The sequence below is a fragment of the Amycolatopsis sp. NPDC114484 genome, assembly GCF_055633755.1.
On sequence record NZ_JBVKDQ010000004.1, the window covers coordinates 315672 to 338191 of the forward strand.

Annotated in this window: 21 protein-coding genes; 13 read left to right on the plus strand and 8 right to left on the minus strand. The window is 69.1% G+C overall.

The features are described 5' to 3' along the window. Positions 1-22: 22 nt before the first annotated feature. The gene (locus ACZ7SW_RS13860) at positions 23-202 is read right to left on the minus strand and encodes a hypothetical protein (RefSeq protein ID WP_470230746.1); all 180 of its coding nucleotides are present in this window, start codon (positions 200-202) and stop codon (positions 23-25) included. Continuing rightward, complete coding sequence (locus ACZ7SW_RS13865) at positions 199-789, minus strand: ArsR/SmtB family transcription factor (protein WP_470230747.1); 591 nt, start codon at positions 787-789, stop codon at positions 199-201. The genes ACZ7SW_RS13860 and ACZ7SW_RS13865 overlap by 4 nt, the downstream gene beginning before the upstream one ends. 72 nt (positions 790-861) lie before the next feature. Here ACZ7SW_RS13865 and ACZ7SW_RS13870 point away from each other — a divergent pair, with 72 nt between their 5' ends. After that, positions 862-1584, plus strand: a complete 723-nt coding sequence (locus tag ACZ7SW_RS13870) for a FadR/GntR family transcriptional regulator (protein ID WP_470230748.1) — start codon at positions 862-864, stop codon at positions 1582-1584. Positions 1585-1636: 52 nt separating this feature from the next. Then, positions 1637-3460: a transglycosylase domain-containing protein gene (locus ACZ7SW_RS13875; protein WP_470230749.1), complete on the plus strand. Its 1824-nt coding sequence runs from the start codon at positions 1637-1639 to the stop codon at positions 3458-3460. Here ACZ7SW_RS13875 and ACZ7SW_RS13880 read toward each other — a convergent pair whose 3' ends face one another. Continuing rightward, entirely contained in the window at positions 3461-4270 is an 810-nt protein-coding gene (locus ACZ7SW_RS13880) for an ABC transporter ATP-binding protein (protein ID WP_470230750.1), read from the minus strand. A gap of 116 nt (positions 4271-4386) precedes the next feature. Here ACZ7SW_RS13880 and ACZ7SW_RS13885 point away from each other — a divergent pair, with 116 nt between their 5' ends. Then, positions 4387-5715: an aminotransferase-like domain-containing protein gene (locus tag ACZ7SW_RS13885; protein WP_470230751.1), complete on the plus strand. Its 1329-nt coding sequence runs from the start codon at positions 4387-4389 to the stop codon at positions 5713-5715. 33 nt (positions 5716-5748) lie between these two features. On the opposite strand, the gene ACZ7SW_RS13890 is transcribed toward ACZ7SW_RS13885, so the two are convergent. Together ACZ7SW_RS13890 and ACZ7SW_RS13895 are read right to left on the minus strand one after the other, a co-directional pair. Next, complete coding sequence (locus tag ACZ7SW_RS13890) at positions 5749-7719, minus strand: SDR family oxidoreductase (RefSeq protein WP_470230752.1); 1971 nt, start codon at positions 7717-7719, stop codon at positions 5749-5751. Positions 7720-7783: 64 nt separating this feature from the next. Continuing rightward, positions 7784-8020 (minus strand): hypothetical protein, encoded by a 237-nt coding sequence (locus ACZ7SW_RS13895; RefSeq protein ID WP_037810157.1) that lies wholly within the window; start codon positions 8018-8020, stop codon positions 7784-7786. 180 nt (positions 8021-8200) lie between these two features. On the opposite strand from ACZ7SW_RS13895, the gene ACZ7SW_RS13900 reads away from it, so the two are divergent. Beyond that, the gene (locus ACZ7SW_RS13900) at positions 8201-9445 is read left to right on the plus strand and encodes an NAD(P)/FAD-dependent oxidoreductase (RefSeq protein ID WP_470230753.1); all 1245 of its coding nucleotides are present in this window, start codon (positions 8201-8203) and stop codon (positions 9443-9445) included. Here ACZ7SW_RS13900 and ACZ7SW_RS13905 read toward each other — a convergent pair. Continuing rightward, a complete protein-coding gene (locus ACZ7SW_RS13905; protein ID WP_470230954.1) occupies positions 9399-10595 on the minus strand; it encodes a Bcr/CflA family multidrug efflux MFS transporter in 1197 nt (398 codons plus the stop codon). The two genes, ACZ7SW_RS13900 and ACZ7SW_RS13905, sit on opposite strands and share 47 nt — an antisense overlap. A 580-nt stretch (positions 10596-11175) precedes the next feature. Between ACZ7SW_RS13905 and ACZ7SW_RS13910 the strand changes: the two genes are divergently transcribed. Genes ACZ7SW_RS13910 through ACZ7SW_RS13935 form a run of 6 tightly spaced genes read left to right on the plus strand, consistent with a single transcriptional unit; the run spans position 11176 to position 17676 of the window. Continuing rightward, on the plus strand, positions 11176-12030 hold the full coding sequence (locus ACZ7SW_RS13910; protein ID WP_470230754.1) for a fumarylacetoacetate hydrolase family protein: 855 nt from the start codon (positions 11176-11178) through the stop codon (positions 12028-12030). A 1-nt stretch (position 12031) separates the two neighbouring features. Beyond that, positions 12032-13333, plus strand: a complete 1302-nt coding sequence (locus tag ACZ7SW_RS13915; protein WP_470230755.1) for an enolase C-terminal domain-like protein — start codon at positions 12032-12034, stop codon at positions 13331-13333. Next, on the plus strand, positions 13330-14088 hold the full coding sequence (locus ACZ7SW_RS13920) for an SDR family NAD(P)-dependent oxidoreductase (RefSeq protein WP_470230756.1): 759 nt from the start codon (positions 13330-13332) through the stop codon (positions 14086-14088). Before ACZ7SW_RS13915 ends, ACZ7SW_RS13920 begins: the two co-directional genes overlap by 4 nt. A gap of 39 nt (positions 14089-14127) precedes the next feature. After that, positions 14128-15168, plus strand: coding sequence for a sugar ABC transporter substrate-binding protein (locus ACZ7SW_RS13925; RefSeq protein WP_470230757.1), 1041 nt, complete (start codon positions 14128-14130; stop codon positions 15166-15168). Continuing rightward, positions 15165-16667: a sugar ABC transporter ATP-binding protein gene (locus ACZ7SW_RS13930; protein ID WP_470230758.1), complete on the plus strand. Its 1503-nt coding sequence runs from the start codon at positions 15165-15167 to the stop codon at positions 16665-16667. Before ACZ7SW_RS13925 ends, ACZ7SW_RS13930 begins: the two co-directional genes overlap by 4 nt. Continuing rightward, the gene (locus ACZ7SW_RS13935; protein ID WP_470230759.1) at positions 16660-17676 is read left to right on the plus strand and encodes an ABC transporter permease; all 1017 of its coding nucleotides are present in this window, start codon (positions 16660-16662) and stop codon (positions 17674-17676) included. The genes ACZ7SW_RS13930 and ACZ7SW_RS13935 overlap by 8 nt, the downstream gene beginning before the upstream one ends. A gap of 1152 nt (positions 17677-18828) precedes the next feature. Here the strand turns inward: ACZ7SW_RS13935 and ACZ7SW_RS13940 are convergent. Then, positions 18829-19545: a FadR/GntR family transcriptional regulator gene (locus ACZ7SW_RS13940; RefSeq protein WP_470230760.1), complete on the minus strand. Its 717-nt coding sequence runs from the start codon at positions 19543-19545 to the stop codon at positions 18829-18831. A 74-nt stretch (positions 19546-19619) separates the two neighbouring features. On the opposite strand from ACZ7SW_RS13940, the gene ACZ7SW_RS13945 reads away from it, so the two are divergent. Genes ACZ7SW_RS13945 through ACZ7SW_RS13955 form a run of 3 tightly spaced genes read left to right on the plus strand, consistent with a single transcriptional unit; the run spans position 19620 to position 21750 of the window. After that, positions 19620-19952 carry an L-rhamnose mutarotase gene (locus ACZ7SW_RS13945; protein ID WP_470230761.1) on the plus strand — a complete coding sequence of 111 codons (333 nt, stop codon included), beginning with the start codon at positions 19620-19622 and terminating at the stop codon, positions 19950-19952. Beyond that, on the plus strand, positions 19949-20923 hold the full coding sequence (locus ACZ7SW_RS13950; protein ID WP_470230762.1) for an aldo/keto reductase: 975 nt from the start codon (positions 19949-19951) through the stop codon (positions 20921-20923). The genes ACZ7SW_RS13945 and ACZ7SW_RS13950 overlap by 4 nt, the downstream gene beginning before the upstream one ends. After that, positions 20920-21750, plus strand: a complete 831-nt coding sequence (locus ACZ7SW_RS13955; RefSeq protein ID WP_470230763.1) for an amidohydrolase family protein — start codon at positions 20920-20922, stop codon at positions 21748-21750. Before ACZ7SW_RS13950 ends, ACZ7SW_RS13955 begins: the two co-directional genes overlap by 4 nt. Positions 21751-21851: 101 nt before the next feature. Here ACZ7SW_RS13955 and shbA read toward each other — a convergent pair whose 3' ends face one another. Then, positions 21852-22508: an RNA polymerase sigma factor ShbA gene (gene shbA / locus ACZ7SW_RS13960; RefSeq protein WP_470230764.1), complete on the minus strand. Its 657-nt coding sequence runs from the start codon at positions 22506-22508 to the stop codon at positions 21852-21854. Positions 22509-22520: the final 12 nt, after the last annotated feature.

Below are 22520 nucleotides of genomic sequence, written 5' to 3' on the forward strand. Positions count from 1 at the left end.
CGTGAAGGACTCCTTGAGGGAATCAAATTCCCTCAAGGAGTCCTTCACGGCGTTTTGGCGTGGCGAGGCGCAGGCCCAGCTCCATGAGCCACCAGCCGAGCCGTTGCCGGGCGGGCGCGCGGGGCGTGGGCGGGTAGCGGACGGCGGCGGCTCGCAGCTCGTCTTGCCGGGCGGCGGCCAACGCTTGCAGGAACGGGTTCATCGGGATTCCCCCTGGTCTTCGGATGGGACAGTCGCGTGCGGGAACGCCGCCCACTGCGCGATCACCGTCTCGTCGCCCGGACGGGCCGGACGGCGGTAGCGGTCGATCACCGCTTCGATTTCTTCGATCAGCCGCTGGGATTCGCCCGGGGTGAGCGGCATCCGGGTGCTGCTCAGCGTCGCGCTGTCCTGCCACTCGCCGGCCCAGCGCGGCAGTTCCGAGACGAACTGCGCTTGTTCGCGATAGCGGATGTCCACGTGCTGGTGCAGGAAAGCCATCAGCGGTCCGGCCATGTCCGGGTCGTCGACGAAGTCGGCCGCGCGCATCCGGGTCGAGTCCTGCGCCGCCTTCCACCAGCGTTCGCGCTTCGAGCCCCGGCTGGTGTCTTCCGCGACCAGTCCGGCGTCCGCGAGCTGGCGCAGGTGCCACGACGTGGTGCCCGAGCTTTCGCCGACGCGCTTGCCGAGCCCGGTCGCGGTGGCCGGGCCGTCGACGGTCAGCAGGTCGAGCAGTTCCATGCGCAGCGGATGCGCCAGCGCACGCAGGGTGCGGGCGTCGATCTGGCGGGCGCGGCGTTCGTCGGGCATGCTCCGTACTCTAGATCGCAGAGAAAGCTTTGCAAAGAGTTCTCTGCGATTAGGCAGCATAGAATCGGACAGGTGGAGTCGACCTCGGTGGTGAGCGCGAACGCGGCCCTGTTCCGGCCGGTGCGTGCCGGGAACGCCTTCGAGGAGACCGTCGAGCGGCTGTTGCAGGCGATCCGCCTCGGTGTCGTCGGCGCGGGGGACCGGCTGCCCTCCGAACGCGAGCTGGCTGAGCGGCTCGGCGTCAGCCGGGTGACCTTGCGCGAGGCGATTCGCGCGCTGGCCGACGCGGGGTACGTCGAGTCGCGGCGCGGGCGGTACGGCGGCACGTTCGTGAACGAGAAACTGCCGGATCCTGCTGAGCGAGCGGTCGGCGAGGTCGACGCGGCGGGGTTGGAAGACGCGCTCTGCCTGCGGCATGTGCTGGAGACCGGCGCGGCGGAGGCGGCTGCGGCGCGGACGTTGAGCCCGGCTGATCGGCAGCATCTCACCGGCACGCTCGCCGAGGCGTCGGCGGCCAGTCTCGCCGATTACCGGCGCAAGGATTCGCGGCTGCACCTGGCGATCGCGGAGGTCACCGCGTCCGCGTCGCTGACCAGCACGGTCGCCGACGCGCGGACGCGGGTCAACCAGCTGCTCGACCGGATCCCGCTGCTCGAACCCAATCTGGAGCATTCGAACGCGCAGCACGAGGCGATCGTCGACGCGATCCTCGCCGGCGATCCGGAGGCCGCGCGGCAGGCGATGGCTGAGCACATCGAGGGCACCGCGTCGCTGCTGCGCGCGTTCCTCGCGTGATCAATTCACCGGATCAGCAGAACCTTGTCACCGGTTCAGTCGTCCTTCATTCGTGGAGTCAGCCCCGGAGAGTGACCGATCCGCTGTTGTCCGTCGCAAGTGGCGCCGCGTCCGCAGGGGCGCCTACTACCTGACCGGCTTCGCGGTCGGCGTGCCGCTGATCGCGTTCTGGATCGCCTACCTGCTGCTGGACGTCCGCAGCCCGCAGGACGTGCTCGCCTCGCTCGGCAAAACCGTCACGCTGAAGTACGCCGACGGCAGCGAGCTGCTGCGCGTCGTGCCCCCGGGCGGCGACCGGCGGTTCGTGCCGTTCGACCAGATCCCGCGGAAACTGCGCGACGCCATCGTCGCCACCGAGGACCCGACCTTCTGGGCCAACTCCGGCTTCGACCCGACCGGGATCGGCCGCGCGTTCCTGACCGGCGTCGGCGGCGGGTCCGGGATCACCCAGCAGTACATCAAGAAATCGACCGGCGACGAGGATTCGACGCTCTCCCGGAAGATGCAGGAACTCGTGCTCGCCACGAAGATCACCCAGCGGCAGAGCAAGGAACAGATCTTCGAGAGCTACGTCAACATCATTTCCTTCGGCCGCAACACTTTCGGCCCGGCGGCGGCGATGAACGCGTTCTTCGGCCGTCCGCTCGACAACAGCATCACCTGGAGCGAGGCCGCGTTCCTGGCCGGGATGATCCAGTCGCCGTCTGTGCACGATCCGGCCGCGTCCGGCGACGAGCACGCGGCGAAACGCTGGCGATACGTACGGGACAAGCTCGTCGAACGCGGTTATCTGGAGACCGCCGACGGCATGGCCTATCCGGGTGCGGAGATCAAGCCGCCCGCCGAGACGCGAGTGAGCCTGAATTACGACCAGTACCACCTCAAACAGCGAGTGCTCACCGAACTGGAGACCGCCGGGTTCTCGATTTCCCGGTTGCAACAAGGGAATCTGACTGTCCAAACCACCCTCGACCCTGGCTTGCAGAACGCCGCGCACGCCGCGCTGAGCGACCGGCTGAAGGGCGAGCCGGCGGAGTTCCGCGGCGCGCTGGTGGCGGTCGATCCGACGAATGGCGCGGTGCGTGCGTACGACGGAGGCAACAACGGCGTCCGAGATTACGCGGCGACCGGGCACGCACTCGGCTCCGCGTTCTACCCGTTCACTGCGGCCGCTGGCTTGAAGAACGGGATATCGCTGGAGGAGAAAGTGGCTGCTCCCAGGGAGATTCAGTACCTCGGCGAGAAGTTCGAGTATCCGCCGAAGTGCCCGCAGCCCTGCACCTTGCGCAGTGCGTTGACCTCAGGCGCGGACACGCCGTTCGTTTCAGTGTCCAAGAAGGTCGGTGTCGACGAGGTGAGCGCGGCGGCGCGTTCGGCGGGGATCCCGGACGAGGCGGACGGTACGCCGACCATGCGCGAGCAGGACGGCGTCACGATCGGCTCGGGCATCGTCGTCGGCCGGTATCCGATGCGGCCGCTCGACGTGGCCGGGGCGTACGCGACCTACGCCGCCAACGGGAGGCACGCGGCGGTCCACCTCGTGGACAAGGTGCTCGATCGGTCGGGGAAAGTCGTGTGGCAGCACGAAAACCAGCCGGTTTCCGCGGTTCCGGAAACGGTGGCGCAGGACGTGACTTCGGCGTTGCATACGACGCTGCCGGACGGTCGCGCGGCGGCTCTGCGCACTGGCGAGTTCGAGCGCGGCAACTCGCGCGACAACCAAGACGCCTGGGCGGTCGGCTACACGCCGCAGCTGGCGACAGCGGTGTGGCTCGGCTCCGACGACGACCGCAAGCTGGTCGACGGGGACGGCAAGAAGGTGACCGGTTCGTCGGTCCCGGCGGACGTGTGGCGGTCCTTCATGGCCCGCCGCTGATCAGGCGGCCCGGCGGCTGACCTTCGGGATCACCATCGGGCTCCCGCTCTCCGGGCACTCCATCACCCGGCACGGCAGCTCGAAAATCCGCTCGACGTTCTCCGCTGTCACGACCTCCTCCGGCGTCCCGGTGGCCAGCACCTTGCCGTCGCGCATCGCGATCAGGTGCGTCGCGTACCGGGCCGCGTGGTTGAGGTCGTGCAGCACCGCGACCAGCGTGCGGCCCTGTTCGCTGTGCAGGGTCGCGCAGAGGTCGAGGATGTCGAGCTGGTGCGCGATGTCCAGGTACGTCGTCGGCTCGTCGAGCAGCAGCAGATCGGTCTGCTGGGCGAGCGCCATCGCCATCCAGACGCGCTGGCGCTGCCCGCCGGACAGTTCGTCCACCATCCGCTCGGCGAGGTCGTCGACGCCGGTCGCGCGCATCGAATCGGCGACGACCGTCGCGTCCTCGCGGGACCACTGGCGCAGCAGTTTCTGGTGCGGGCAGCGGCCGCGCGCGACGAGGTCGGCCACGGTGATCCCGTCCGGCGCGATCGAGCTTTGCGGCAGCAGCCCAAGCCGCCGCGCGACCTCCTTCGCGCCGTAGCTGGAGATCACCTCGCCGTCGAGGTAGACCGAGCCCTCGCGCGGCTTCAGCATGCGGGCGAGCGCGCGCAGCAATGTCGTCTTGCCGCAGGCGTTGGGGCCGACGATTACCGTGAACGACTTGTCCGGGATGACCACGCCGAGTCGTTCGGCGACCGTGCGGCCGTCGTAGGCCAAGGTGAGGTTCTCGGCGTGCAGCCGGGTGTCTTCGCTCGTCAGTGCCACACAGGTAAGGCTAACCTAGTGACCCCTGTTCGGGGAGTTCCGTGGGTCGCATTAGCGAACAGCGACCGGCCGGTGCCATGATGCGTCCGGGAGAATCCCGGCAGAGCGAGGGTGGGATGGACGACTACCGCGTCGTCGCGGACGAACTCGCCGCCGACATCGAAGCCGGACGGCTGCGGCCCGGCGACAGGCTGCCGCCGCAGCGCCGGTTCGCGCGCGATCGCGGCATCGCGGGCTCCACCGCCGCCCGTGTGTACGGCGAACTCGTCCGGCGCGGCCTGGCGATCGGCGAGGTCGGCCGGGGCACCTTCGTGCGCGCGGCCAAGCCCGGACCCGAACCGGCGCTGTCCGAACCCGGCGAAGCGCGCGTGGACCTCGAACTCAATTTCGCCGTGCTGCCAAGCCAATCCGCCAAACTTGCCCAAGCGCTCGAACCCGTGCTGCGCGCGGACGTCTTCACCGACGCCCTGCATCCGCTCGGCGCGGCTGGCACCAAGGCGGTCCGCGCGGCCGCCGTCACCATGCTCGCCCGCGGTACTTGGAAGCCGGATCCGGACCAGGTGCTGGTCGCGGGCAACGGACGGCAGGGCATCGCGGCCGCGCTCGCGGCGTTCGTGCCGACCGGCGAGCGGCTGGCGGTCGAATCCCTGACGTACCCGGTGGTCAAAGCCGCGGCGACCCGGCTCGGCATCGAGCTGGTCCCCATCGAAACCGACGCCTACGGCCTGGTCCCGGCCGCGCTAGCGGCGAGCGCTCCGGTGCGGGCGCTGTACGTCCAGCCGACCCTGCACAATCCGCTCGGCACCACGATGCCGCCGCAGCGCCGCGCCGAACTGGCCGCGACCGTCCGCAGGCTGGACCTGCCGGTGGTCGAGGACGGCATCTACACCTTCCTCCGCCCGGACACCGAACCGCTCGCCGCGCTGATGCCGGAGCGGACGGTTTTCGTGGACAGCCTTTCGAAACGCGTCGCGCCCGGGCTCACCGCAGGATTCCTCGTAGTGCCGCCGCCATGGGTCGCACGGCTGGCGAGCGCCATCCGGTCCGGCGGCTGGGCGGCGTCGCGCTTCTCGGTGGAGGCGGCGCGACGGTGGATCACCGGCGGCGTGCTGGCGGAGGTCGAAGCGGCGAAGCGCGCGGATGCCGGTGTGCGGGCGAGGATCGTCGCCGACCGGCTGGCGGGCTTCCAGGTGTACGGCGACTCCTCGGCTTACCACCGGTGGTGGGTGCTGCCGGACCAGTGGCGGGCCGAGACTTTCGTGGCCGCGGCGGCTCGCCGGGGGATCGCGTTGTCCCCGGCGGCGGCGTTCTCGGTGGTGCCGGGACACGCGCCGAACGCGGTGCGGATCGCGGTTTCCGCGCCCGCGGAGGAGACGCTGGGGAGTGCGCTGGAAGTGCTGGCCGGGCTGGCTGGCGGATCGCCGGACGACACGTTGGTGGAGTAGGTGTTCGTGCCGGTCCTCACCGGCACGAACACGTCAGGCCTTCCGCCGCCACACCAGCCGCGCGAGCGTCCCCGCCACCGCTGCCGGAGCGGGCTGCCGGGGCCGCCTTTTGGCCTCCGGCGCGGATTCCGGCATCACCCGGTACACGAGGTGCGCCGCGAACCGGGCGAGGTTCGGCGTCGCCAGCGAAGCCAGTTCCGCGGCGCGGCCCTCGGGCAGGCTCAGGATCTGTGGCCGCCGCTCGATCGCCTTCACCACCAGCGCCGCCGCGCGTTCCGGCGAACTCGCCGGCAGCCCGCGGTAGGATCCGGTCGGCGCGATCATGTCCGTGCGCACCAGCGGCATCCGGACCGAAGAGAACGTGACGCCGTCGGACAGTGTCTCGCGGCCGGCGGTCAGGCTGAACTCCTCTAGCGCTGCTTTCGAGGCCAGGTAAGCGGAAAACCGCGGGGTGTCGGTCTGCAGGCCCTGCGTGGTGACGTTCACGACGTGGCCGAACCGGCGTTCGGTCATCGACGGCAGCAGCCCGAGGATCAGCCGCACCGGGCCGAAGTAGTTGATGGCCATGGTGCGTTCGTAGTCGTGGAACCGTTCGGTCGACAGCTGCACCGAGCGTCGAATGGACCGTCCGGCGTTGTTCACCAAGACGTCTACCGCACCGTGGTCGGCTAGAACGGCCTTCACAAGACTGTCGACCGCGTCGCCGTCAGTGAGGTCGCACGGGTACGTCGCTGCTTCGCCGCCAGCTGCGGTGATCTCGCTACGCACGCCTTCGAGTTCTTCGACGCGGCGCGCGACGAGAAGCACCTTCGCACCGCGACGCGCGACAGCAAGCGCCGAAGCACGGCCGATGCCGGACGAGGCACCGGTGATGAGGACAACGCGTCCTTCGAGCCCTGGACGGCGAGCGTGGTCCGGGTCGAGATGCGCGCGCCAGTACCGGTACAGCGGTTCGGCGTAGTCGCGAAGCTCGGGAAGGTGGACGCCGCTGCCGTACAGCTCCGAAGTGGTGCGCGCGGTGTCGAACTCCACCTCCATATTCAGGTGGGGGAGTACTTCGAGCGGAATTCCCAGCTCTGTCAACACTGCTGCGCGCGTTGCACGTCCAGTCGGCAGGCGGTCCACGGCGGTCGCGAGGCGGGACGCTGTTGTGCGAAGCAGGCTAGACGGCACCGTCGTGCGTACGCGCGGCGCTCCGGCAACGCGGGCGAAGGCGTTGTAGACCTCGTGCAGCTTCTGCGGTCGCGGCGAGGCGAGGTGATACGTACTGCCCGAAGGTGCTTCGCGGTGCATGAGGCTTTCCATCGCGGCGATGACGTAGTCGACCGGGACGAGGTTGGTAGCCCCGAAGTCGGGCGCGACGAGCGGCAGTTGCCTCGGCAGCGCGGCGAGCCGCGAGATGGCGGGCAGGAAGTAGTACGGGCCGTCGATCTTGTCCATCTCGCCGGTGCGCGAATCGCCGACGACCGCCGAGGGCCGGTAGACGCGGAACGGCACGTCGGACTGTTCGCGGACCAGCTTCTCGGCCTCGAATTTCGTGGCGTGGTAAGGAGAACTGAAGGACTGCCCGAGGTCGAAGTCGGCCTCGGTGAAGCGCCCCGCGTGGTCGCCCGCGACCGCGATGGACGAAACGTGGTGCAGGAGTCCCGCACCGGCGACCGCGGCGAAGGCGAGCAGGTTCCGGGTGCCCTCGACGTTCGCGGCCCGGTTCGCCGCGTCGTCGGCGGTGAAGTCGTAGATCGCGCCGAGGTGGACGACGTGATCGATCCCGCCGATCCCGTCGTAGCCGGCCGGATCGAGGCCGAGCAGCGGTTCGGTGAGATCGCCGACGGCGGGGACCAGGCGGTCGGCGTTCGGCCAGTCCCGCGAGAGCTCGGCGAGGCGGTCGCGCGAGGTGTTGCGGACGAGCACGTGGACGGCGGTGGTGTCCCGCCGCGCGAGCAACCGGGCGACCAGGCGCTTCCCGAGGAAGCCCGTCGCGCCCGTGACGAAGTAGGTGGTCATGGCCGGCACCTTTCGGGGTCTGCGGGTGCCGACTCTACCTACTCATGAGTAGGAACGGTAGTTGTCAGTCGGTTCCGGTGCGTCGCGCCGACGTCGCGGTGGCCACCACGGCGTCGCGCAGGGCCGCGCGCAGCCGCCCGACCTCCAGCGGCCCCAGCACCGCCGCCTCTCCCGGCGGCGCGACCAGCACGACTTTGTCGTCACTGCTCACGAACACCGTCACGTCCCGGCGCCTGCCCGCCAGGTCCCGGCAGCCGACCGTCCACTCGTTCCGTACCGCACTGTCGTCCCGCGCTGTCACGACCCTCGCCCTCCGATCACGTCGTACCCGTGTCCTTCGTGCGGGGGTGTGACCGGGCCCTCCGGGGCGTCTTACGCCGGTTCACCCGAATTGCCTACCGGCCGGTTTTCCACGGGGTGTGACCGGCCGGATACCGGAGTAGCGTCGGCGACCGCACGCCGCGGGCACTCGGGAGGACGGATGTCGGAACCTCGGAAGATCGTCGTCGTCGGATCCGGACTGGCCGGTGCCACTGCGGCGGCGACAGTCCGGGAGCGCGGTTTCGACGGCGACGTCCTGCTGCTCGGAGCCGAAACGCACCGGCCGTATGAGCTGCCGCCGCTGTCGAAGGCAGTGCTGCTCGGCAACGCCGAGGAACCGGATTGGGTGCGTGACGGGGGCTACTGGGACGAGCACGACATCCGGCTGCTCTCCGCCACCACAGCGACCCGAGTCGAACTGGGCGCACGCCTGGTCCTCGACGACGCTGGCGGCGAACACCGCTACGACCGTCTGGTCTTAGCGACCGGCTCGCGCCCGCGGACGTTGAAGGTGCCCGGCGGCGACCTTCCCGGCCTCTACACGCTTCGCACTCTCGACGACGCACTGCGGCTGCGCGCGGCCTTCGAAGCAGCGAAGCGAGTACTGATCGTCGGCGCGGGCTGGATCGGCACTGAAGCCGCCGCTGCCGCGCGTACGCACGGTGCTGAGGTGACTGTGGTCGCGCCGGAAAGGCTGCCGCTCGCGAACGTCCTCGGCGACGAGGTTGCCGGAGTGTTCTACCGCTTGCACGAAGAACACGGTGTGCACTGGCGGCTCGGCGAAGGCGTCGCAGCGATCACCGGTGACAAAGCAGCGACCGGCGTCCGACTGTCGAACGGCGAAGAGCTGTACGCCGACGTTGTGCTCATCGCGGTCGGCGCGGCCCCTCGCGTCGAGTTGGCACACGACGCTGGCCTGGAGCTGGCAGACGACGGTGGCGTTGACGTCGATGCAGGTCTGCGTACAGCGGCACCTGACGTCTACGCGATCGGTGACATCGCCTCGGAGTTCCATCCGCGCTACGGCCGCCGCGTACGCGTCGAGCACTGGGCGACAGCGCGTACGCAGGGCGAGCACGTGGCGGCCAACCTTTTTGGCGCGAACGAGCCGTACTTGAACAGCCCGTACTTCTTCTCCGACCAATACGACCCGGACCGCGGCGGCCCGGCGATCGGCTGCGAGTACCGCGGCCTGCCCGTCTTGGACCGGGACCGCGTCGTAGTGCGCGGCGACCTCGCGGCTTACGACTTCACGGCGTTCTGGGTGACCCCGGGCAGCGAGGTTTCGGCCGCGATGAACGTAAATCAGTGGGACGACGGGGACGCGCTGCAGAAGCTGGTCGACGAACGAATCGCGGTCACCGACGACCAGCTGCGGAGCGGGAATCTCGCCGATTTGGGCTGACCGACAGCGTCGCGAACGACGGCAAGGCGAGCACCCCGAACCCGGCCATCGTGGCGGCCATCGGAACCGCTGTGCCCGATCCGCCGAGCCCGACCAGCGGCGTCGCGATCCCGCCGATCGCGAACTGCAGTACCCCCAGCAGCGCGGACGCCGATCCCGCCGTGCGCGCGTGCCCGGCCAGCGCGAGCGAACTGGCGTTCGGGCTGATGATGCCGATGCAGGAAACCATGAGCAGCAACGGAATCAGCAACGCTGGCAACGGCAGCCGCAGGACGGCGGCGGCCAGTGTCACGAGGCCGGAAATCGTCGACACGGTCAGCCCCGCGCGCAGCAGCGTCCGCTCTGGGAACCGGCCGACGAGCCATCCGTTGAGCTGCCCGGCGAGCACGATGCCAACTCCGTTGAGCCCGAAGACGACGCTATATTCCTGCGGGCTCAGGCGGTAGACATCCTGCAGCGCGAACGACGAACCCGAGATGTACGCGAACAGTGCGGCGAAGTTCAGGCCCGCAGTGAGCGCGTAGCCGAGGAATGTGCGATCGGTGAGCAGTCGTCCGTACGTCCGAAGCACCCCGCCCAGCCGCGCCGGATGCCGACGCTCGACCGGCAACGGCTCCGGCAGCGCGAACGCGACCGCGCAAAGCAGTAGCGCCCCGAACGCGGTGAGGACGACGAACACGCCGCGCCAGGACGTGAACGTGAGCAACTGCCCGCCGAGCACCGGGGCGAGGATCGGCGCGAGACCGTTGACGAGCAGGAGGAGCGAGAAGAACTTCGTCATCGCGGTGCCGGTGTAGAGGTCGCGGACGGCCGCGCGGGCGATTACGATCCCCGCTGCCGCGCCGAGCGCCTGAACACTCCGCGCGGCGATCAACAGCTCAACTCCCGGGCTTGCCGCCGCCGCGATCGACCCGGCGATGTACAACCCGAGCCCGACCAGCAAGGGTCTCCGCCGTCCGAAGGAATCCGACAACGGCCCGGCGATGATCTGCCCGACCGCCAGCCCGACGACGAACGCGGTGAGCGTCAGCTGGACGGTGGTGTCGGAGGCCTGGAAGTCGCCCGCCATCCGGGGGAGGGCGGGGAGGTACATGTCGATGGAGAGGGGTCCGAAGGCGGAGAGACCGCCGAGGATGAGGAGACGTCGGATCTTGCCCTGGCGGGGGTGCTCGGGGAGGGTGGCGGGGTGTTCGACGGCGGAGTGCTTCGTGCTGGAGGGAGCTGCGGTGGAGTATTCGGCCGCGGAATGACCCGGAGTGGCGCGGTCTGCTTCGGAGTGATCGGGCGTGGAGTGCTCCGTCGCGGGACGATCGACAGCAGTCGAACGATCAGTCGCGGGCCGCGGCACGCCGTCGGCTTCCCGTTCAGCGGCACCCTCGATGGCAGGTCTGTCCGCGTCGCCGGGATGCCGCCCGTTCTCCGCACCGGAAACGTCAACGGCCCGCCCGCCGCCCGCTTCACCAGTGCTGCTGCTCGACCTTCGAGCGCCTTCTCCGCCGCCGTGCGATCCCCCGTCGGGCCCTGTCGCCTCTTCTGGTCCCATCCGCGCCGCACCGTCTCCCTCGTCCTGGCGGGACCTCCCCGCCAGGACGAGTGTCCGTTATCCACCCGGCAGCCTGGTGATCGGATCAATTTCCGCACCAAATCCCGCTTCCCTCTAGATCTGCCACCCTCCGATGCGCTATACATCGGATGTATCGCGAACTGGGTGTCGAGAGAGGGGTTCGTCCGTGCGGTTTGTGCGTCTCGGGGCAGCGGGGGCTGAGCGTCCGTTCGTCCGTGCCGGTGACGGCACCCTCCACGACCTCTCCGGGGTCACGCCGGACATCGACGGCGCGTTCCTCGCCGGCGACGGGCCGGCGAAGGCCGCGCAGGCGCTCGAAGCCGGGGAACTGCCGGTCGTCGACGGGGCCGGGCCGCGGGTCGGCGCGCCGATCGCCGCGCCGGGCAAGATCGTCTGCATCGGCATGAACTACCGCCGCCACGCCGAGGAAACCGGCGCGGCCGTGCCGGCCGAACCGGTGCTGTTCATGAAGGCTCCCGACGTGATGGTCGGACCGTTCGACGAGGTGCTCGTCCCGCGCGGCTCCACGGCCACCGACTGGGAGGTCGAACTCGGCGTCGTCATCGGGAAAACCGCGCGCTATCTGGAAAGCGCGGACGAGGCGCTGGCGCACGTCGCCGGGTATGTCGTGTCCAACGACGTCTCCGAGCGCGATTTCCAGCTGAACCGCGGCGGCCAGTGGGACAAGGGCAAGAACTGCGAGACCTTCAACCCGCTCGGCCCGGAACTGGTGACCGCCGACGAGATTCCCGACCCGCAGGCGCTCGGCCTGCGCACCTGGGTCAACGGCACGAAGGTGCAGGATTCGTCCACAAAGGACATGGTGTTCGGCGTCGCCGAGATCATCCACTACCTGAGCCAGTTCATGGTGCTGCGCCCCGGCGACCTGATCAACACCGGCACCCCGGAGGGGGTCGCGCTCGGGCAGCCGGAGCCGAAACCGTACCTGCGCGCGGGCGACGTCGTCGAGCTGGAAATCGACGGCCTCGGCAAGCAGCGCCAGACCTTCGGGCAGGCCTGACATGGCGAAAATCGTGGCCATGGAGGTCCGGGACGTCCGGTTCCCGACGTCGCGCGACCTCGACGGTTCGGACGCGATGAACCCGGATCCGGACTATTCGGCGGCCTATGTCGAACTGCACACCGACGCCGGACCGGACGGTTACGGTCTCGCGTTCACCATCGGCCGCGGCAACGACGTGCAGGCCGCCGCCATCCGCGCGCTGGCGCCGCATGTGGTCGGCCGCGACGTGCCGGAAGACGCGGAAGCGCTCGGCGCGCTCTCGCGGGCATTGGTCGGCGACTCGCAGTTTCGTTGGCTGGGCCCGGAAAAGGGTGTCGCGCACATGGCGATCGGCGCGATCGTCAACGCCGCGTGGGACCTCGCCGCACGCCGTGCCGGACTGCCGCTGTGGAAGTTCGCGTCGCGGATGACGCCGGAGGAGTTGGTGTCCCTTGTGGACTTCCGCTACCTCTCGGACGCGCTTACCGAACAAGAAGCGCTCGACATCCTGCGCGCCGCCGAATCCGGGAAAGCGGAACGGATTGCTCGGCTCGAGGCCGAGGGCTACCGCGCGTACAGCACGTCGGCGGGCTGGCTCGGCTACTCCGACGCGAAACTGGTGCGGCTGGCCGAACAGGCGGTGGCCGACGGTTTCGAGATGATCAAACTGAAGGTCGGCGGAAATCTCGAGGACGATGTCCGGCGGATGAAGCTGGCTCGCGAGACCGTCGGCGCGGACATTCGGGTCGCGGTCGACGCGAACCAGCGCTGGGATGTCGCGACAGCCGTGTCATGGATGACCGCACTGGCACCGTTCGATCCATATTGGATTGAAGAGCCGACCTCGCCGGACGACGTGCTTGGGCACGCGGCCATCGCGAAGGCACTCGCGCCGATCAAGGTGGCCACCGGCGAGCACGTCCAAAACCGGGTGGTATTCAAGCAATTGCTGCAGGCCGGTGCGATCGACGTGCTCCAGCTGGACGCCGCGCGCGTCGGCGGAGTCAACGAGAATCTCGCGATCCTGTTGCTGGCGGCCAAATTCGGCGTTCCGGTGTGTCCGCACGCCGGCGGGGTCGGGCTGTGCGAGCTCGTGCGGCATCTGTCCATGTTCGACTTCGTGGCAGTGTCCGGTTCGGACGAAGACCGCAGCATCGAATGGGTCGACCACCTGCACGACCACTTCACCGACCCGGCCGTCGTGCGCGACGGCCGCTACCTCGCTCCGACCGCACCGGGCTTCTCCGCGCGCATGCACGACGCTACGCTGCGCCGGTTCAGCTTCCCGGACGGTCCTGAATGGACGGAGAACGCGCAGTGAGCGAATTCGACGGCCTGGTCGCCGCGGTCACCGGCGGTGCCTCGGGCATCGGACTGGCCACGGCGAACCTGCTGGCCGAGCGCGGCGCGCAGGTGGCTGTGCTCGACCTCAAGACCGACGAGGTTCCCGAGCCGCTGACCGGATTCCGCTGCGACGTGACGTCCGACGCCGAGGTCCGCGCCGCTGTCGACGCGGTGGCCGAACGCTTCGGCCGGCTCGACATCCTCATCAACAACGCGGGCATCGGCGCGCAGGGCGACGTCACCGCGAACGACGACGACGAGTGGCACCGCGCGTACGACGTGAATGTGGTCGGCATGGTGCGCACGGCCCGGGCCGCCTTGCCGCACTTGAAAAACTCGCCGGCGGCGGCGGTCGTGAACACTTGCTCGATCGCCGCGTGGGCCGGATTGCCCGCGCGGGCACTGTACTCGGCCACGAAGGGCGCGGTGCTGTCGCTGACCCTCGCGATGGCCACCGATCACCTGCCGGACCGGATCCGCGTCAACTGCGTGTGCCCCGGCACCGCGGACACCCCGTGGGTCGGCAGGCTGCTCGACACCGCCGCGAACCCCTCGGCGGAGCGGGAAGCACTCGCTGCCCGCCAGCCGATGGGAAGGCTGGTCACCGCGGACGAGGTCGCGAACGCGATCGCGTACCTGGCCAGCCCGGTTTCGGCATCGACTACCGGCACCGCGCTCGCGGTGGACGGCGGCATGTACGGCCTGCGCCCGCGCGGACCCGTGCAGAACTGATCTGCTTAGCCAAAAAGGCCTGTCATCAAGGAGGATGCGGTGCGTACGAAGGTGATCCGGCTGGCCGCCGCGGTGGCCGCCTGCGGTTTGGTGCTCGGTGCGTGCGGGTCCACTAAGGACAAACCGGCGGCCGCGGCGAACAGCGGCGGCACCGGCAAGGTCGGGGCCACGCTGCCCCTGCTGACCTCGCCGTTCTGGCAGGCCTACAACAAATACGTGCCGCAGATGGCGAAAGAGCAAGGGCTCGACGCGCTGCCAACGGTGAACGCCGACAGCGACCCGGCGAAGCTCATCACCGACATCGGCACGCTGCTGAACCAGGGCGTGAAGGGGCTCGTCGTCACGCCGCTCGACTCGGCCGCGGTCGTCGCCGGGCTGAAGCAGGCGGAAAACAAGGGCGTCCCGGTGGTCGCGGTGGACGTCGCGCCGGAGAGCGGCAAGGTCGCGATGGTGGTCCGCGCCGACAACAAGGCGTACGGAACCAAGGCGTGCGAAGAAATCGGCAAGCGCGTGAAGAGCGGCAAGGTCGTGCAGGTGATGGGCGACCTCGCGTCGGTCAACGGCCGCGACCGGTCGGCGGCGTTCCGCGAGTGCATGAAGCAGAAGTACCCGGACGTCAAGGTGCTCGAGGTCGCGGCGGAGTGGAAGGCGGACAAGGCGTCGTCCGGTTTGGACAGTCTGCTCACCGCGAACCCGGACATCAAGGGCGTCTACATGCAGGCGGGCGGTGTCTACCTCGCGCCGACCGAGCAGGCGCTCAAGCGCAAGAACCTGTTCTTCCCGGTCGGCGACCCGAAGCACGTGGTGCTGGTGAGCAACGACGGCATCCCGCAGGAGCTCACCGCGATCCGCAACGGCGAACTCGACGCGACCGTTTCGCAGCCCGCCGACGCCTACGCCAAGTACGGCATGTACTGGCTCAAGAAGGCGATGGCGGGCGAGACGTTCAAGCCGGGCCCGACCGACCACGACTCCACGATCGTCGAGATCAGCCCCGGCATCCTGGAAGACCAGCTGCCCGCGCCGGTCGTGACCAAGGACAACGTGGACGACAAAGCGCTGTGGGGTAACAACCTGTGAGCGCCCCGGTAGTGCAGGCGGACGGCGTCGGGAAGCGGTACGGGCCAACCGTGGCGCTGCACGACGTCAGCCTCACCGTGCGGCCCGGCGAGTCACACGCACTCGTCGGCCGCAACGGGGCGGGCAAGTCCACCCTGGTGTCCATCCTCACTGGACTGTCCGAAACGGACACCGGCAGTGTTTCCTTCGGCGGTGTCCCGGCTCCTTCCCTGTCCAAACAGGACGACTGGAAGGCGCGCGTGGCGTGCGTGTACCAGCACGCGATGGTGGTGCCGCAGCTGACGGTCGCGGAGAATCTGTTCCTGAACCGGCAAGCACAGGGCGGATTCTCGATCGGCTGGAAGAAGCTGCGCCGTCAGTCGCGGGAGCTGCTGGACTCGTGGGACGTCCGGGTCGATGCGGACACTCCGGCGGGCGATCTGTCCGTTGAGGACCGTCAGTTCGTCGAGATCGCCCGCGCGTTGAGTTATGGCGCCCGGTTCATCGTGCTGGACGAGCCGACCGCGCAGCTGGACAGCCAGGCCATTGAGCGGCTTTTCGACCGCATGCGGCAGATGCAGGAAAACGGCGTCACGTTCCTGTTCATCTCGCACCACCTGCACGAGGTTTATGAGGTGTGCCAGGCGGTTACCGTCCTGCGCGACGCCCGGCACGTGCTCACCGCACCCGTCTCAGAGGTCAGCCGCGCGGCGCTGGTTGACGCGATGACGGGGGAGCAGGGCGGCCTCGCCGTGCGCGACGCAGCCACCCGCGACCCGCTGGCGGTGGACGCCGAAGAGGTGCTCACCGTCGACGACCTGTCCGGCGACGGCTTCCACGACGTTTCGCTCAGGGTCCACCGCGGTGAGGTAGTCGGTCTCGCCGGCAGCAACGCGAGCGGCAAACACCAGGTGGCCGAGACGGTATACGGCCTGCGCGCACCCACCGCGGGAACCGTTTCCGTAGAGGGAAAACGGCTTCCCCCTGGTGACATTCCCGCCGCCCTGCGCGCCGGAATCGGCTGTGTCCCCAGGGATCGGCACCACGAAGGTCTCGTCCTGGAACACTCCATTATGGACAACGCGACCCTCTCTGTGCTCGACCGGATGGGCCGCGGCGGCCTGGCGTCCCCGAAGGTCCGCCGCGAACGCGGAACCCGCGCCCTGACCGCTTACGACATCGTGGCGGCCAGCGCGGACCAGCCCGTTTCCGATCTGTCCGGCGGAAATCAGCAGAAAGTAGTGCTCGCCAGGGCCTTGGAGAGCGACCCGCGCGTGGTGGTGCTGATCAATCCCACCGCGGGGGTGGACGTGAAGTCGAAAGAGGCCCTGCTCGCGGTCGTGGACCGGGTGCGGGCCGAGGGGAAGGCGGTGCTGCTCGTGAGCGACGAGCTGGACGATCTGCGCCTGGCCGACCGGGTGCTGGTGCTGCGCGCGGGTGCGGTGGCCGCCGTCCACCAGGCCGGCTGGTCCGACGGGGACCTGGTGGCGGATATCGAAGGAGTCGGGCTCCATGACTGACCTGATGAGCGACCCGCAGACGGCGCTGCCCGCGGTGCGGGCGAAGCGCCGGAAGTCGGCGTGGCTGCGCGAACTGGCGCTGCTGCCGGCGCTGGTGGTGGTGTTCGTGATCGGCGGGTTGATCAGCGACACGTTCTTCACCTTCGACAACATCATCAGCATCCTCTCCGCGGCGGCCGCGCTGTCGCTGGTCGTGCTGGGCGAGTCGCTGGTGCTGCTGACCGGGAAGTTCGACCTGTCGCTGGAATCCACGATGGGCATCGCTCCGGCGATCGGCGCGATGCTGGTCATCCCGGCGGCGTCCGCCGGTTTCGGCACCGAATGGCCCTCGGTGCTCGGCCTGGTGGCGATTCCCGTGGTGGGCGCGTTGATCGGCTTCGTGAACGGTTTCCTGATCGTGAAGCTGAAGCTGAACGCGTTCATCGTGACGCTGGCGATGCTGACGGTGCTGCGCGGTACCCAGATCGGCACGACGAACGGCAAGACGCTGTTCGATCAGCTGGACGCGTTCACCGCTTTGGCGACCACGACGTTCGCCGGACTGCCGATGTCGGTATGGCTCGCGGCGGTGCTGTTCGTGGTCTTCGGGCTGGGCCTGCGCTACCACCGAGTCGGCCGCTCGCTGTATGCGATCGGCGGCAACCGCGAAGCAGCGCGGGCCGCGGGCATCCGGGTGGACCGGATCTCGTGGGCGGTCTTCGTAGTGGCCGGGGTACTGGCGGCGATCGGTGGCCTCGCGTACACGGGTTACGTCGGCGCCCTCGGCGCTGACCAGGGCGACGGCTTGATCCTGCAGGTCTTCGCCGCCGCGGTGATCGGCGGCGTCTCGCTGGACGGCGGCCGGGGCACGCTGGTCGGTGCGCTGACTGGGGTGCTGTTGCTGCAGTCGGTGGACAGCCTGCTGCGCATCGCACAGGTCCCGGCGGAATGGCTGAAGGCGATTTACGGCGGGATCATTTTGATCGCGTTGATCATCAGCCGATACGCCGGCGGAAAGCCCCAGACCTGACCGGTGGAGGTTCGGTGATCATCCGACCTTCTCGACTCGCGGCTTCGGTGGGTGGCTTGGTGGGTTACGCGGTGGCTGGTCCGGCGGGTGTCTTGTCGGGCTGTGCGGCGGGTGGCCTGGCGGGTTGTCTCTTGGGCTATCCGGCGGTGGGCCTGGCAGGTGACTTGTTGGGCTGTGCGGCGGGTGGTCTGTTGGGCTGTGCGGTGGTGGGCCTCGCAGGTGGTCTGGTCGGCTGTGCGGTGGTGGGCCTCGCAGGTCGTCAGGTGGGCTGTCCGTTGGCGGGCCCGGCGGATGGCCTGTGGAGTCGCCTCGGTAGGTGGTCCTTTGGCTAGGGCAGTGGGCGACCCGATGATTGATGCGATGGCTGATCCGGCGGGCGGCATACGGGCAGCGGTTGTCTCGGCGGACGACTCCATGCCCGGCGCCATGACTGGCGCGGCGGTCGGCTCCCTGGGGCGGTCCGTGAGGGGTCCCTTCACCGCACAAGCACTGGAGTCGATGAAGGGACCCCTCATTCCGACGACCGGCGAACGAGTCCCCGCCGCTTCAGCCGGGCGTGCGCGATGGGTTCCGCCACCCCAACCGGTTCGGTGCCCGGCAGTCCCCGTCCGGCCACGTGCGCGAAAGTCCCCATCACTCCGGCCGGGCGTGTGTGATGGGTCCAGTCGCTTCGCCCGTCATCGTGTGAAGGGTCCCGTCATTCCCGCTGTGTGGATGCGGAAGTCCCTTTCGCTCCGGCTGGGCATGCGTCATGAGTCCAGCCGCTTCAACCGGGCGTGCGCGATGGGTCCCGCCATTCCGGCCGTGCAGTTGCGAGAGTCCCCTTCGCTCCGGCTGGGCGTGCGTGGTGGGTCCGGTCGCTTCGCCTGTCGTGGGTTGAGGGGTCCCGTCACTCCGGCCGCGCAGTTGCGAAAGTCCCCTTCGCTCCGGCTGGGCGTGTGTGATGGGTTCAACCGCTTCGCCCGTCCTGGCGTGAGGGGTCACGCCATTCCCGCCGCGCAGTTGCGAAAGCCCCCTTCACCCCAGCCAAGCGCGAGCGAAGGGTCCCCTCACACCAACCAGCAAGGAATGAAGGGACCTGTCACCACGACAAGCCTCGCGGAAACCGCCGCCGTGCTCGTTCGGCCGGGGGCCGTGGTGCTCACCGTCCAGTCAGGACGCGGCGGGTTCGGCGTCGTCGCCGGTCGCGTCGTCCTCGACCAGCGTGCTGCGCAGCCACTGCTCCACTCCGGCCACGTGCACCGTCGCCCACGAGCGGGCCAGTTCTGGTTCCCGGGCGGCGATGGCGTCGTAGATCGCGGCGTGTTGTTCCCGGGTCCGGGCCACCGCGCCTTCCTGGGTGAGGCCGCGCCAGATGCGGGCTCGCGCCGTCGGGCCGGAGAGGCTTTCGAGCAGCGAGCACAGCACCGGATTGCCCGAGCCGTCCGCGATTTTCCGGTGGAACTGCAAATCATTGGCCACCAGCGCCTCGACGGTCGGCGATTCCTCCAGTTCGCCCAGCATCGCACCGAGCTCGGCGACGTCCTCGTCGCGCATGTGCAGCGCCGCCATCGCCGTGGCCGCGGGCTCCAGAATCCGCCGCACGGCAAGGAAATCGAGCACGGTGTCGTCGCGGTGGAAATCGACGACGAAGGTCATCGCGTCGAGCAGCAGGTTCGGCTCCAGGCTGGTGACGTACGTGCCGTCGCCCTGGCGCACGTCCAGGACCCGGATCAGGCACAGCGCCTTCACCGCTTCCCGCAGCGAACTGCGGGACAGCCCCAGCCGCTGCGCGAGCTCGGCCTCCTTGGGGAGCCGGTCGCCCGGGGCCAGCTCGCCCGAAATGATCATGTCCTTGATCTTGTCGATCGCGACATCGGTGACGGGCATCGGGACCGCCCTCCCTGCAGAGACCTCGGATGTTTACCCCCTACAGCGTGCCACGACTCCCGTCAGGAGGAACGATGACCCACGGCCCGGCGCCGCAAACGGTCGCATTGCGCACCCGGCTCAAGCCCGGAACGGAGAAAATCTACGAGGAGGTGCACGCGGTGATCCCGCAGGACCTGGACGCCGCATTGCGCCGCGCCGGGGTGCGCTCGTGGCGGATCTGGCGCGACGGGCTCGACCTGTTCCACTTCGTCGAGGTGGACGATTTCGAGCAGATGCGCGCGAAACTCGCCGACGACCCGGCCGACATCGCGTGGCAGAAGCGGATCAACGAACTCCTCGACCTCGACCATTCCGACGTCGCCCACGGCCTCGGGCTGGTGTGGCAACTCCCGGCGGAGGCGTGACCGTGGACCTTCCTCCGCTGGGACTCGGCGGCGCGCAGCTCGGCAATCTCTACCACGCGGTGCCGGACGAAACCGCCGCGGCGAGTGTGCGGCGGGCGTGGGACGAGGGCATCCGCTACTTCGACACCGCGCCGCACTACGGGCTCGGGCTGTCCGAGCGCCGGCTCGGGGCCGTGCTGGCGGCGTATCCGCGCGCCGAATATGTCCTGTCCACGAAAGTCGGACGAGTGCTGGAACCGCGCGCGGTGGCACCCGGGGAACGCGACGATCAGGGCTTCGACGTCCCCGGGACTTACCGCCGCCGCTGGGATTTCAGCCGCGACGGGGTGTTGCGTTCGCTGGAGTCGAGCCTGGAACGGCTGGGCCTCGACCGCATCGATCTGGTGTACGTGCACGATCCGGACGATCATTTCGAGGAAGCGGTTTCCGGAGCGTTCCCGGCGTTGCTGGAGTTGCGCGAGCAGGGTGTCGTGGGCGCGATCGGGGCCGGGATGAACCAGGCGCCGATGCTGGCGGAATTTGTGCGCCGGTTCGACCTCGACCACGTCCTGATGGCCGGGCGTTACACCTTGCTGAACCAGCCAGCGTTGGACGAGTTGTTGCCGCTGTGCGTCGAACGGGGCGTCGGGGTCGTGGCGGGAGGGGTGTTCAACGGTGGAATTCTCGCCACTGAACAACCCGGCACTATTTACGATTACACGGCCGCGCCTGCGGATCTCGTTGAGAAAGCGCAGAAAATAGCGGAAATCTGCGCGCGACACGGTGTTTCGCTGCCGGAGGCCGCGCTCGCCTTGCCGCGCACGCACCCCGCGGTGGTGTCGGTGGTCGTCGGTGCGCACGACGCCGAGCAGGTGTCGCTGAACGTTCGCCGGGCAGCGGCGAATATCCCGGCCGTACTGTGGGACGACCTCGCCGACGCCGGCCTGCTGCGGTCGGCCGCCCGTCCCGTCGTGTCCGGAGGAGCCCAGTGATCGATTCGCACCACCACCTGTGGGATCCGACGCGCCGCGAGTACCCGTGGATGTCCGGCGACGCGCTGGCTCCGATCCGCAAGCCGTACACAGTGGACGATCTGCGCACGGTGACCACTGCGGCCGGCGTCCACGCCACTGTGCTGGTGCAGACCGTTTCGGACGAGGCGGAAACCGAAGAGTTCCTGGCCACGGCCGCGTCCGAGCCGCTGGTGGCGGGCGTGGTCGGCTGGGTCGACCTCGCCGCCCCGGACGTGTCCGACCGGCTCGCCCGGCTGCGCGAACTGGGCCCGCTGGTCGGCATCCGGCACCAGGTCGAGGACGAACCGGACCCGGATTGGCTGCTGCGTCCGGAAATCCTGCGCGGCCTGACCGCCGTCGGCGCCGCGGGCCTGGTCTACGACCTGCTGGTGGCACCAGCGCAGCTCGCTGCCGCTCGGCAGGTCGCCGAACGCTTGCCGGAGCTGCGACTGGTCCTCGACCACGCCGCGAAACCTGGCATCGCGGCCGGCGTATGGCAGCCGTGGGCAAACGGCGTCGCATCGCTGGCCGCGCACGACAACGTGCACTGCAAGCTGTCCGGCTTGGTGACGGAAGCCGACTGGCGCGAATGGCAGGTAGGCCATTTGCGCCGCTACGCAGACCACGTTTTCGAGTCGTTCGGCGCGAACCGGGTCATGTTCGGCTCCGACTGGCCAGTGTGCGAACTGGCTGCGGCGTACGAAGTCGTGCTGGACGCGGCGGTGTCGCTGACCGGAGTGCTTAGCGACCCGGAACGGCTGGACGTCTTCGAGCACACGGCGGCACGCGTTTATGAGTTGAGCTGAAAGATGCGGCGGGCTGAATCCAGAGTGCCGTGCGAAGCAGAGCCTGTCGACCTATTCAGCGGTCCGCGGCGGCGTTCCAGCCGTTCGAGTGACGAGACGGCTCAGAAGTCCTGGCCCTGCACCATCTCGCGGAGCTTGGACAGCGCGCGGTGCTGCGTGACGCGGACGTTGCCGGCCGAAATGCCCAGCGTCTCGGCGGTCTCGTTCGCGCTGAGGCCGACGACGATGCGCAGCGCCAGGATCTCCTGCTGCAGCGGGGCAAGGCGGGTGAGCAGCTCCTGCAGCCGGCTGCCGAGGTCTAGGCGCAGAGCGTGCGACTCCGGCTCGTTGCCGCCGGCGAGCGAGTGTTCGGGCAGTTCGGGCACCGGCTCGGAACGGTCGCGCGCGACTGCCCGGTAGGCGTCGGCGACCTTGTTGGCCGCGATCGCGTGCACGAGGTAGAGAAACGAGCCGCCGCGGTCCTGGTAGTCGGGAAGGGCCTTGAGCACGGCCATGCAGACGTCCTGCGCGACGTCGTCGGCGGCGAGGTAAGAGAGGTCGCGGCCGCCCATCCGGGCCCGGCAGTAGCGGGCGACGACGGGGCGGAGCACGAGCAACAGATCGGCGATCGCGGCTTGATCGCCCTGTCCCGCGGCGCGTACGAGCGGGTCGAGGTCTTCCTTGGTGAGACGTCCACCGGACCGGGGCAGCGTCGCAGGGCTCACGTAGCCCGCGACGTTGGACACCGCAGTACGGGACGTCTTCGACGGTGCTGTCATGGTCGTCTCCCC

Excerpts from the sequence above, each read along its gene's own strand:
- ACZ7SW_RS13860 (WP_470230746.1), bottom strand. The coding sequence starts at position 202 with ATGAACCCGTTCCTGCAAGCGTTGGCCGCCGCCCGGCAAGACGAGCTG.
- ACZ7SW_RS13865 (WP_470230747.1), bottom strand. The coding sequence starts at position 789 with ATGCCCGACGAACGCCGCGCCCGCCAGATCGACGCCCGCACCCTGCGT.
- ACZ7SW_RS13885 (WP_470230751.1), top strand. The coding sequence starts at position 4,387 with ATGGACGACTACCGCGTCGTCGCGGACGAACTCGCCGCCGACATCGAA.
- ACZ7SW_RS13890 (WP_470230752.1), bottom strand. The coding sequence starts at position 7,719 with ATGACCACCTACTTCGTCACGGGCGCGACGGGCTTCCTCGGGAAGCGC.
- ACZ7SW_RS13900 (WP_470230753.1), top strand. The coding sequence starts at position 8,201 with ATGTCGGAACCTCGGAAGATCGTCGTCGTCGGATCCGGACTGGCCGGT.
- ACZ7SW_RS13915 (WP_470230755.1), top strand. The coding sequence starts at position 12,032 with ATGGCGAAAATCGTGGCCATGGAGGTCCGGGACGTCCGGTTCCCGACG.
- ACZ7SW_RS13935 (WP_470230759.1), top strand. The coding sequence starts at position 16,660 with ATGACTGACCTGATGAGCGACCCGCAGACGGCGCTGCCCGCGGTGCGG.
- ACZ7SW_RS13940 (WP_470230760.1), bottom strand. The coding sequence starts at position 19,545 with ATGCCCGTCACCGATGTCGCGATCGACAAGATCAAGGACATGATCATT.
- ACZ7SW_RS13945 (WP_470230761.1), top strand. The coding sequence starts at position 19,620 with ATGACCCACGGCCCGGCGCCGCAAACGGTCGCATTGCGCACCCGGCTC.
- shbA (WP_470230764.1), bottom strand. The coding sequence starts at position 22,508 with ATGACAGCACCGTCGAAGACGTCCCGTACTGCGGTGTCCAACGTCGCG.